General features: G+C 63.6%; 6 protein-coding genes. All 6 read left to right on the forward strand.

What is annotated here, in order from left to right; all coding sequences use genetic code 11:
- Positions 1-5: 5 nt before the first annotated feature.
- Genes N5B55_RS05165 through N5B55_RS05190 form a run of 6 tightly spaced genes read left to right on the forward strand, consistent with a single transcriptional unit; the run spans position 6 to position 11,630 of the window.
- The gene (locus N5B55_RS05165) at positions 6-4,334 is read left to right on the forward strand and encodes a tape measure protein (RefSeq protein WP_304539381.1); all 4,329 of its coding nucleotides are present in this window, start codon (positions 6-8) and stop codon (positions 4,332-4,334) included.
- Positions 4,331-4,690, forward strand: a complete 360-nt coding sequence (locus N5B55_RS05170) for a hypothetical protein (protein WP_304539382.1) — start codon at positions 4,331-4,333, stop codon at positions 4,688-4,690. Before N5B55_RS05165 ends, N5B55_RS05170 begins: the two co-directional genes overlap by 4 nt.
- Positions 4,691-4,742: 52 nt before the next feature.
- Positions 4,743-5,378, forward strand: a complete 636-nt coding sequence (locus N5B55_RS05175) for a hypothetical protein (RefSeq protein ID WP_304539383.1) — start codon at positions 4,743-4,745, stop codon at positions 5,376-5,378.
- Complete coding sequence (locus N5B55_RS05180) at positions 5,371-5,766, forward strand: C40 family peptidase (RefSeq protein WP_304539384.1); 396 nt, start codon at positions 5,371-5,373, stop codon at positions 5,764-5,766. Before N5B55_RS05175 ends, N5B55_RS05180 begins: the two co-directional genes overlap by 8 nt.
- On the forward strand, positions 5,750-10,081 hold the full coding sequence (locus N5B55_RS05185; protein ID WP_304539385.1) for a host specificity factor TipJ family phage tail protein: 4,332 nt from the start codon (positions 5,750-5,752) through the stop codon (positions 10,079-10,081). Before N5B55_RS05180 ends, N5B55_RS05185 begins: the two co-directional genes overlap by 17 nt.
- Positions 10,082-10,133: 52 nt before the next feature.
- Positions 10,134-11,630, forward strand: a complete 1,497-nt coding sequence (locus N5B55_RS05190) for a hypothetical protein (protein WP_304539386.1) — start codon at positions 10,134-10,136, stop codon at positions 11,628-11,630.
- Position 11,631 lies beyond the last annotated feature (1 nt).

An 11,631-nucleotide genomic window follows, 5' to 3' on the forward strand; every position in this document is an offset into this window, starting at 1 on the left:
AAGCAATGACTGGCGGTGATATTCGCGTCGTAATGACGTTGGATGACAAGGACTTCTCGATCAAGACGACGCGGGCGACCGCCATCGTCGACGACATGAAGAAGTCCTTGGAACAGACCGCCACGTCGGCCCAGACGCTCGAGAACCACTTCACGAGCCTGGGCCGCAAGTTCCACGACACCATTTTCACCGTGTCCCTGATGCGCTTCGCGTTCCGGGACATTCAGGACATTTTCGGCGCCATCCCGTCCGCGATCATCAAGACGAACGCGGAGATGGAGCGCATGAAGACCATGCTGACCGGCCTGACCGGCAGCAGCAAGAAGGCCGAGGACGACTTCAAGTCGATCTTCAACATCGCCCAGAATGCCCCGGCGTCCGTGTCGGCCATCACTGACGTGTTCGTGAAGTTCCGCTCGGTGGGCATCGACCCCGCGAACGGTAGCGTCAAGTCCCTGATCGACGGTCTCGCGAAGTTCGGGGGCACGTCTGAACAGCTCAAGCGCGCCGCCATCGGTATTCAGCAGATGGTCGGTAAGGGCGTCGTCTCGATGGAAGAACTGCGTCAGCAGGTCGGCGAAGCATTGCCGAACGCGATGCAGGCAATGGCCACCGGTCTGAACATGACCATGAGCCAGCTGGCGGCGGCTGTGAAGAAGGGCACCCTCGAGTCCAAGGACGCGCTGGACCGCATGTTCACCGTCATGCGGCTCCAAAACCAGGGCGCCTCCGACGAGATGATGAAGACCTGGACGGGTCTCGTCGCCAAGCTCGAGACACGCTGGACGCTCTTCAAGGACGTGATCGGCAAGCACGGCATGTTCGACACGGCCAAGGACGAACTGAGCAAGCTCGTCGACGCCTTCGGCAGCCGCGCCATGAACGATCTGGCGATGACGGTGGGCTCGGCGCTCGCCTCTGCCACCACCGCACTGGTCAGCCTCAAGGAGACCGTGACGGAGTATTGGGGCGAGATCAAGACCGCCGGCGAGCTGATGCTTTACTACTTCGCCGGCGGCCGTGTCATGGCCGGTATCGAGGCGATGAAGGCGCAGATGGGTGGCCTGATGGCTTCCTACAAGGCCAATGTGGCTGCGAAGACACTGGCGTGGGAGGTCGAGCAGGCGCAAATCCGCGCCACGATGGCAGCCAAGGCCGAGCAACTGGGGCAGGAAATGGCCCTGAACGGCCGCGCCATCGCCCTGGAGCGCGAGAAGAACGCTGCCGCCGCCAACGCTGCCGTCGCTCGCATGGAGCAGGAGCGCCAGGCAAACGCCGCGCGCATCGCCGAGCTGGCCGGCACGCTGCGCGAAATGGAGGCGATGGAGTCCGAATATCGGATGAAGCGCATCGCCGCCGAGCTGGAAGCCGAGCGTCTGCTGCGCGCGAAGAAGGCGGGCACCGCAGCCGAGGCACGCGCCATGACCGCCCAGGCGGACAAGCTGGGCGGCTCCGAGGCGATCATTGCGGCCGAGGCGCAGGCCCAGCGCAGCTCGATCGAGGCGCTCAAGGCCAAGAACATCGAAATCGAGAAGAACATCGTCCTGACGAAGGCGCAAGGCGCCGCACTCACGACGAACCAGCAGGCTCTGCTCGCAGAGAATGCCGCACTGCTTGCCGCCAAGCGTGAGACCGAGATGGCCTCCGCAGCCGTCAAGGAGATGACGCTCGCCCAGAAGTCGCTGAACGCGGTGATCGCCGGCGGCCAGATGCTGTGGACTGCCCTTGGTGGCTGGGTCGGTCTGGTGACGGTCGCAGTCACGGCGGGCATCTACGCCTGGCTGAACTACAAGAGCGCGGCCGAGAAGGCGATGGAGGCAGCCAAGCGTGCGCGGGATGCAGAGCGCGGCATTGCGTCTGAGGACCAGCGCAAGGAAACCGAGAAGGAGATCGCCAACCTGAAGGATACGGTCGCTCGCATGAAGGCTGACAAAGCCAACGGCGGCGAGCAGATCATGGGGCCGGAAGGGGTGATCGGCGTGCGTCAGTGGACGGCCAAGGACGATGCCCAGCTGCGCCAGGTCGAGGAGCAGCTCAAGCAGGCGATCGGCACCCACACGCAGCAGCTGAAGAACATCCTGGACGCCAACGGCAACGACCAGGCAGACGCCTATCGCCGTTCGCAGGAGCGTCAGAAGGAGGAGTTCAACCGGTCTCTGACGAGCAAGTGGGCGGCTCTCAAGGAAGCCTATGACTCCGACGTGCAGCAGGCTGGCCAGAACTCGGCCAAGCAGAAGCTCGCCGGCGAGAAGTATCTGAAGGCGCAGCAAGACCTGCTGGGCGAGACGGAAGCCAAGAACCTGGAGTTCGCAACGAAGTGGCGCGCTGACACCACGGCAAAGCTGCAACAGCTGGTGGCCGCCGAGGGCCAGCGGGCTCTGAGCGATCAGGAGAAGATCGAGAAGGACGGCCTCGAGAAGCGCCAGAAGCAGCTGACCGAGGAAATCACGAACCTGACGACCACGCAGGCGCAGCGTCTGGCGCACCTGAAGGATGCGGCCGTCACGATCGACAACAAGAACAAGGGCACGCACAAGATGGAGCACGAGAACCCGCTCGTGCGCGCCCTTGAGCAGGAGCAGGCCCAGCTGGAGGCGGCCAAGGTCAAGCTCGAGGCCCTGATCAACGAAACGCGCGGCTATGAGCAGTTCAAGTCGTCGGCAATGTTCAAGGTGCTCGGCGAAGTGGCCTCGGGCAAGTTCGACACCGCCAACCGCGATGCCGACGGCAAGGTCACGAGCACCAACAAGTTCGGCGGCTCGTCGGCGGCCCGCCAGAAATACATCGAAGAGCTGTCCGACTGGCTCAAGAAAGGCAAGGGCACTGCTGACGAGTTCATCGCGTCGCTCAAGACGATGGACGAGCAGGACAAGAAGACCATCCTGAAGATGGCCGACCTGGAAGCGCAACAAGGTCAGGTCGCGGAAATGTCCAAGGCGCTCGCTGACGCTCGTCAGCGCGAGGCGGCCACGCTCGCGGAGCTGGACGCAGCCACGACGAACTACATGACGCGCGGCATGGCGAAGGAAACCAGCGGCATGCAGTCGCTGATGAAGCACTTCGCGCAGGTCGAGGAGAAGCTCAAGGCCGGCACCAAGGAGTTCGAGGAGTATCGGCTGACGAAGCAGCGCGCGCTGGCCAACCAGGCGCTTGCCGACAGCCGCAACTACGCGGCCGACGCAGAGAAGGAGCTGCGCGACGCCAAGATCAAGTCGATCTCTGTCGTGTCCGAGCGCCAGGCGGCTGAGTTCGCGCTGGAGAAGGAGCGTATCGAGAACGACTATGCGATCCGCAAGCGCGCGATTGAGGCGAACGTCACGGATGAGATCCAGCGCATCGCCGAGCTGGACGCGCTCAACGCCGCGCGCGAGACCCGCCTGACGGCCGCCACGCTGAACTTCGCCCAGACCCGCAAGACAGAGCTGCAACGCCTGTCCGAGGAGTGGACGGACGTGACGCAGCAGATGAATAAGGCGACGGCGAACTGGTCCAATGGCGTGATCGACGCCATCATGAACTTCGTCAAGACCGGCAAGTTCGAGTGGAAGAGCATGCTCGAGTCCATGCTGACCGACGTGCTCAAGATGCAGATCCAGAACACGTTCGGCCAGCAGATCAACAGCATGATGGGCATGCTTGGCAACGCGCTGAAGAACGGCCTGCCGGGTCTGATGCCGCAGAAGCAGGGCGGCGCCGCTGACGCGGTGAGCGGAGCTGCGTCGGAAGCCGCAACGAAGATGACGCAGAGCCTGCTGTCGTCTGCGGCCGCGACCGACACCGCCAAGATGGCGATGCAGACCATGACCGACACGGGCGTGGCCAAGGCGACCGAGGGCCTGCTCACAAACGCGCTGCAAACAGGTATTTCGGCCAGCACCGAAGAAATGGCGTCCTCGACGCTCATTGAGTTCGTCTTCGCGGCTCAGGCAGCCACCGAGGCGCTGACCCAGCTCGCCGCGTCGTCGGCCGCCGAAGGCGCCGCTTCGTTCTTCGCCGACGGTGGGATCATGTCCTCGCAGGGCAGCTTGCCGCTCAAGATGTATTCGAACGGCGGCATTGCCAACAGCCCGCAGCTCGCGGTCTTCGGCGAGGGCCGCATGAATGAAGCCTACGTGCCGCTGCCGGACGGGCGCACCATCCCCGTGACCATGACGGGCGGTGGTGGCGGCGTCGGCAATGTGCAGGTGAATGTGATCAACCAATCCGGCACGCAAGTTGCCGCCAAGCAGGGCGAACCCCGCTTTGACGGCCGACAGCTGATTCTCGACGTGGTGCTCACGGCGGTGAACCAGCCTGGCAGCTTCCGTGACGGCATGAAAGGAGCGCTGGCGTGACCAACCCGGTATTTCCGTCTGACCCGAAGCAGGACTCGAAGTATTACGAGATGGAGCTGGAAGACCCGGCTCTGCGCACCAACATGGAGGGCGGGTATGTGGTTTCCCGCCCCAAGCACACGCGCAAGCCACGACGCACCTTCAAGTCCGGCTGCACCTCCATTACCACCGACCAACGCAAGGCGCTGGAGGACTTCTACGACTTGGTGCGCGGCGGTTCGGTGATTTTCGACTGGACTGACCCGGTGACGGGCGTCGTGTTTCAGGTGCGCTTCAAGGAGAAAATCTCCTTCAAATACACCGGCATGGGGATCACGCAACTCTGGGACGTGACGTTCACTCTTGAGCAGGCATAGTCGGCACTCATACAATAGTCAGCAATGACTTTTCATAGTATGATGCCGACCCATGAGCAAATCCCTTTCGATCGCCACCGTCCTTGAAAAGAACAAGCTGTCTTCGGACACGCCGTTCTTGGTGTGCCTGGATATCGCGGTAGCGGACCCGGTGACTGGCGCTCAGATCGAGACCCTGCACATCGTCCGCAACACCGAGGCGATCACGTTCAATGGCCAGGTCTACGAGCCCACCGCCTTCGAGGTTGAGCTGAAGGCGGAGTCGGGCCAGCAGCCGACCGTCAACCTGACGATCAAGGACTACAGCAAGGCGATCCAGGGGCGCTTGCAGAGCTACGGCGGCGGCATCGGCTTCGGCGTGACACTGTTCGTGGTCAACGCCGGCGCGCTGGATCAGCCGCCCGAGGTGGTCGAGTATTTCGAGGTGGTTGGCGCCCAGTGCTCCAACTACGAAGTGAGCTTCGTGCTTGGCGCCGACAGCCTGATGGCAGTCGTGTTCCCGCGCCGTCGCCAGACCCGTGACTTCTGCCAGTGGCGTTACAAGGACGCCAACACCTGCGGCTACACCGGCGCTGCACCCACCTGCGACCTGACGCTCTACGGCCAGAACGGCTGTGCGGCGCATGGCAACGTCATCAACTTCGGCGGCTTCCCTGGCATCAACCAGAACGGCGTCCGCTATGGCTGATGCAAAGACGCCGGAATACCTTGATCTGATCGGCGTCCCGTTCGTCTATGGCGGACGGGGACCGGACACGTTCGACTGCTATGGCCTGGTCGCAGAGCTGTATCGCCGCGCCGGCCAGCCCATCCCTGATTACCGAAGCCCGACCGACCTCGCCGTGATCGCCGCAATGATGGCGTGCGAGGCACAACTCTGGCGCGAAGTGCCCGCCCCGAAGGCTGGTGCGGTCGCGCTGATTCGCGTTGGGCGCCACGCCTCTCATGTCGGCTACTGCCTGGACGACATGCGAATGATCCACACCTGGGAGCGCACCGGTGGCGTCGTCATTGAACGGCTCGACACCTGGAAGCGCCACATCATCGGTTTCTTCGAGTATGTCGGCCACGCCTGAGACCCTCATCCCTGTCATTCGCATCACGAATCCGCTGAATCCCCGCGAGTTCGTGCGCGAGACCCTGGTTTGGAGCGCTGAGAAGACGCTCGCACAGTATTTCCCGGTCGTCTCCGTCGTCGAGAACCCGGTCGTTGTTTCGATCAACGGGCGCATCGTTGAGGAGAAGGACTACCCGGTCACTTACCTCGGGCCGGATGACAACCTGGTGGTCTGCCCGATCCCGCAGGGCGGCGGTGGCGGCGGCAAGAGCGTGCTGCGCATCGTGGCCATGATCGCTGTGGTGATCGCCTCGATCTACACCGGCGGCGCCGTTGGTGCTGCCTACGGCTCGATGGCTGGGGTTGCAGCGCAGGCTGGCGTCATGATCGCTGGCACGCTGCTGGTCAATTCGTTGCTTCCGGTTAATGCGGCGGGCTCAAGCGCGGTCGGTCGCGGCGACCTCATGTCCAGCGCTTCCTATGGCGTGGACGGGGCGAAGAACGTGTCCGCCGAGGGCGTGCCTGTCCCCGTCTGCTACGGCCAGTTCCGCATGGGCGGGAACCTGATCGGCCTGTCGATGGTGAACGACGGGCAGACCCAATACGCCAAGATCCTGATCAATGCAGGGGAAGGGCCAGTCGCCGGCATCACCGACATTGAAATCAACGACACGCCGGTCAGCGACTACAAGGAGGTCGGCGTCGAAGTGCGCGGCGGCTGGCCGAACCAGGACGTGATTCCCTGGTTCACCAACACGATCGTGCCACGCTCGCGCGGCCAGCGTCTGTCGACCGACTGGAGCGTGCCGTTCACGACCGAGGCTGTCGTGGACGAGATCCGCATGGACTACGTGTTCCCGAACGGTCTGACCGGCGTGGACACGAAGTCGGGCGACAGCTACGCAGTGGCGGTCGATATCGAGACCCAGTATCGGATGGTCGGCGATCCGACCTGGCGCAACATGCGCGGCTCGTTCACGGGCTCCTACTTCCCGGTCTACCACTACTACGTCTATCAGTATGGCCAGGTGATCGGCGAAACGCAGTCGCTGAGTCTCGCATCCGGCTACAGCGTGGGCGGCGACGGCTTCATCTACTCGATGGGCACGCGGGTGGGCTACGTCGAGACCCGGCCTGCATACGGCAGCACCGGCCACGTGGTCGAGAACGTGAACTACGCCAAGCGGGTGTCGTTCTCGTCTGGCGCGCTGCCGCGCGGCCGCTACGAGGTCCGCACGCGACGCACCACGCCGCGCAGCACGAGCGCTTACATCCAGGACGATGTGCAGCTGACGGACATTAACGAAATCGTCTACGCCAGCATCGGCTACAAGCACACTGCGCTGGTCGGCATTCAGGTGCGCCTGACCGACCAACTCAGCAGCCTGCCGAAAGTCACCTACATCAACCACGGCATCATCCACAAATACTGGAACAGCCAGTTCCAGCAGTGGGAGTGGAAGGCGGGCTCGAACCCTGCCTGGATCGTCTGGGACATGCTCACCAACACGCGCTACGGCGCCGGCATGCCGGAAGCGCGCCTGGACTTCCAGCAGTTCAAGCGCTGGGGCAAGTTCTGCGAGGACAACGGTCTCGAGTTCAACGGCGTCATCGACACGTCCCTCAACCTGTGGGACGCGCTGCAATACGTCATGCGCGCCGGCCGCGCGCAGATGGTGTCGGTGGGCACGCGCTACACCGTTGCCATCGAGTGCCCGACCGATCCCGTCATGATGTTCTCGGTCGGCAACATCCTGGACGGCACCTTCAAGGAGACATGGCTGGGTCTGTCCGACCGTGCCAACGAGGTCGAGGTGACGTTCTTCGACCGTAACGATGGCTACAAGCAGCGGACCATCCGCGTCGCCGATCCTGCCGCGATCGCTGCCGGCCGCCCCGCCAAGAGTGCCGCGATCACGCTGCCTGGCATCGTCACGCCCGAGCGCGCTTATCAGGAGGCGCTGCTCCAGCTGAACCTGAACCGCTATGTGCTCCAGACCGTCGAGTTCGGCGCCCCTCTGGACGCGCTGGCCTGCACGGTGGGCGACGTGATTCTGGTCCAGCACGACATGCCCCAATGGGGCTTCGGCGGCCGCCTGGCTCCGGGCTCGTCCGCGTCGACCATCCAGCTGGATCGCGACGTGACCATGCAGCTTGGCAAGCAATACAAGCTGCTGGTGCTGTTCGACAAGCTCCAGCGCGCTGCCGGCTCGGTGGTCGCGGTGTGGGGTTCGTCGATCGTGCTGGCGGGCTACGACGGCTACAACAAGGTCAAGCGCCTGACGGTGGGCGGTCGTGACCTCGAAGTGCTCTCGGTCTTCGACGCCGGCGGCAGCTGGGGCGTTGTGGTCGCTGACGCCACCGGCATCGCGGCTGGCCAGGAATACACCCTCTGGGACACGGATGTGATCGAGGAGCGGGACGTGGTGGTCAATACCATCGACCCGACCAGCACGCTCGTCCTGCAATCGCCGTTCTGGGACGCACCCGAGGCGTATGCGAACTGGATGTTCGGCGAGGTGGGCAAGGTCCGCAAGCCGTTCCGCGTGAAGTCCATCTCCGGCTCGGGTGAGTATCGCCGCGACATTGTGGCGATCGAATACAACCCCAGCGTCTACGACCTGTCCGGCAACGTCTACCCGACGCCGAACTACTCGTCGATCGAGGCGGGCGTGCGCCACGTGTCCATCGACGACGTGTCCGAAGAGCTGTTCGCGCTCGGCTCGACGCTGCGCAGCCGCGTGACGGTCTACTTCAGCTCCGGCCAGGAAACCTACCGCAACTCCCGCGTCTACGTGTCGACCAACGGCGGCGCGTTCGCCCTGGTGGATGCGATGGCTGCCGACCGCTGCACGGTGGTGGCCGACGAAGGGCAGGTGCTGCGCTTCAAGGTCGTGGCAACGGATGTGGTGGGCGCGGTCGCCCCGGACTCGACCGCTCCTGTCTACGAATACAAGGTGCTGGGCAAGCTCGCGCCGCCCACGGACGTGACGAACTTCAAGGTCACGAAGCGCACCAGCGACCTTCTGCTGACCTGGGACGCGAACAAAGACGTGGACCTGGCAGGCTACGAGGTGCGACTGGGCGAGAACTGGGAAGGCGCCGAGGTCATCACGACTGGCCACACCGGCACCATGATCACGCACAACCAGGATCATGCCGGCACCTACTACTACCTGATTCGTGCCATCGACACTGGCGGCCGCCTGTCCAAGCACGTCACGGTCTACAAGCTCGTGCTGGACGCGCCGATCGCCGTGCGCCAGTTCGATTGCGTGCAGAACCTGAACCGCATCGAATTCCGCTGGACTGCGAACCCCGAGACCGACATTGTTGGCTACGAGCTGCGCGAGGGCGCGGCGTGGGAAACGTCGCAGCTGGTGGCACAGGTCACGGCGACGAACTTCACCGTGCCGGCAGGCGCCCCTGGCGATCGCATGTTCTGGATCAAGGCCATTGGTGCGCCTGGCATCTACTCGGACGTGGCCACTTTTAGCACGACCCAGGTGGCGAGTCTGCCGAACCGCAACGTGGTCATGGAAACCGACGAGTCCGCAGCCGGCTTCCCTGGGGTGAAGATCAACACCCGCGTGGAAGGTCCGAATCTGCTGATGAACCCGGACGCGAACGATGGCGAATACATCTTCCGCGTCGACCCGCAGGACCGCTTCCGCGCGCTCAACAGCCTCTACACCCGGTTCGACGCCGTGCAGTATTCGGACCTCACCTGGCTGCGCTCGACGTTCCCCTGGTCGTCTGACGACGCGCAGGTGTCCTGGCTCAAGCGCGGCGACCTGACCAAGGTGAAGATGGAGACCCAAATCTCCACCTCGGTTGGCCAGCTTCAGGATGACGAGCTGGACGGCTGGAGCTTCGACTTTGGTTTGAACTCGGTGCGCGGCAAGCAGCCGCTCGAAACTGCCGGCCCAACGGTCTACACGCACGGCCGCTACCACCGTGGCGTCTATCTCGGCGACTTCCACGCCACCTATCCAGTCATGTTCGGTTCCAGCTGGAACACGTCCTTCTGGTTGAACATGGAAGACGCCTCGACGCAGACGCTGGCTTCGGTGTGGAACGACCAGACCGGCGAAAAGCTGACCGTCAGCTGGGACGGCGTGGAAAAGACCTTCAGCCTGGTAGATAGCCGCGACGGCAGCGCCATGACCATCCGCTACGAGGTGAACTCGGGCGACCGCGTGTTCGTGTGCCTGGCGCAGACCCCGGTCGGGCGCAAGTTCTACGTCGGCATGTTTGGGCGTCAGGACATTGGCGAGGCCCACAACACAGCGGTGAGCACCTCGCTCTTCACACGGCTGACTATCGGCGCCTAGAGCCATAGTCAATATTGACTTACAATAGCGCCAACATTCACGGTGAACCCACATGACTGCGAGTCTTACCCTTCGGCAGACCAAAGGCATTGACCTGACATTTGCCGAGCTGGACAACAACTTCCTCTTCCTGCGGGACACCAAGATGACGGTGTTCAACGTGGAGGCGAACGGCGCGCACCACATGGACGAGACTGGTTACAGCTCGACCGACGCGACGCCGGCCATCCAGCAGACCATCGACGCAGCCAGCCAATTCGCGCTCAATGGCAAGAACTGGGCGGGCCTGAGCCGCTACGGCGCGGTCGTCTACGTGAGCGCCGCGCGCTGGCAACTGCGCACCCAGCTGGTCGTCAAGCCTGGCGTGATTCTGGTCTGCGACGGCGTGCTCTGGAACAACATGGCTGACCAGTTTTCGCCAGCCGTCGTATTCCAGGCGCGCAGTCACTGCCGCCGCCTCCTGCTCAATGCGAACGGGCGGGGCGGGGTGGAGTTCGGCGAGAACAACGTCGCTTCGGACATGCGCATCGGCGAGGTTCGCGTCTGGAACACCGGCAGCCTCTCGGATGGCGTGCTTGGCCCGCAGACGGCCGCGCGCTTCAAGGGCAGCGCCTTTGAGGTCGATACGCTGACGCTCGACGGCGGCGCCACGGCGCTGGACTTGCGCACAGCCTCGAACGTGCTCATTCGCGACGTGCTGCTCAAGGAGCCGCTGGTGGGCTTTCGCATCGCCGGCGCGCAGGGCATCGACATTCACAACGTTCGCTTGGAGTCGGTGAGCACCCTGGGCGGCGCCATCGACAGCTCGAACAATCTGCGCATCGGCAAGATCGTGGCGACAAACGACGACTCGCGGGTGAGCGCGCCGTGTGCGTCGGGCTACCTGCTCAAGATCGGTGACGACTCGGCCGACAGCTCGGTGGAGGGGCTGGATATTGGCCTGCTCCAGGCGACGAACACCGGCGGCACTGCGCTCAAGGTGGCCAACGTCAAGCATTCCCACGTGCGCATCGCCGTCACCAAAGCAAAGCTGCCGTCCGGCAACGGCCACCCGATCGTCAACGCGCTGGAATACGGCACCGGCATCGACACGCTGCACATCGACGGCATGATCGACCAGGGCATCAACCCGTTCGTGGGCGACAAGCAGGGCACGCTGATGTTCGCCAATGGCAAGGCTGTGGTGGGCGCAGGCACTGGGGTGGACACCTTCCCCTACAACGTGCCCAACGTGGCGGCCGGCGGCATCCACGCCGTCGATCTGGGTCCGCTGCTCGAGGCATTCACCAAGCGCACCCTGATCTTCCAATTCGTCGGCGTCACGACCGGCACCGCCGATGACTACCGCATCGAGCTGGTGGAGGTCGACAGCAAGGGCGGCGAGACGGTGGTCTACGCGACCACGACGATCGAAGGCGCGCACCGCGACGCCCGTCCTTTCACCATCGACAAGATGGCCGACACCAACGGCATTCGCTTCAAGTTCTACAACATGTCGACCAACGCTATCACCACGGCCGTGGTGAAGCTCGTCGTCACAGGGGTGTAAA

Origin of the sequence: Ralstonia pickettii (genome assembly GCF_030582395.1) — a bacterium.
GTDB classification, from domain to species: Bacteria; Pseudomonadota; Gammaproteobacteria; order Burkholderiales; family Burkholderiaceae; genus Ralstonia; species Ralstonia pickettii_D.

Coding starts and splice junctions, on each gene's coding strand:
- N5B55_RS05165 (WP_304539381.1), top strand. CDS start 6: ATGACTGGCGGTGATATTCGCGTCGTAATGACGTTGGATGACAAGGAC.
- N5B55_RS05175 (WP_304539383.1), top strand. CDS start 4,743: ATGAGCAAATCCCTTTCGATCGCCACCGTCCTTGAAAAGAACAAGCTG.
- N5B55_RS05180 (WP_304539384.1), top strand. CDS start 5,371: ATGGCTGATGCAAAGACGCCGGAATACCTTGATCTGATCGGCGTCCCG.
- N5B55_RS05185 (WP_304539385.1), top strand. CDS start 5,750: ATGTCGGCCACGCCTGAGACCCTCATCCCTGTCATTCGCATCACGAAT.
- N5B55_RS05190 (WP_304539386.1), top strand. CDS start 10,134: ATGACTGCGAGTCTTACCCTTCGGCAGACCAAAGGCATTGACCTGACA.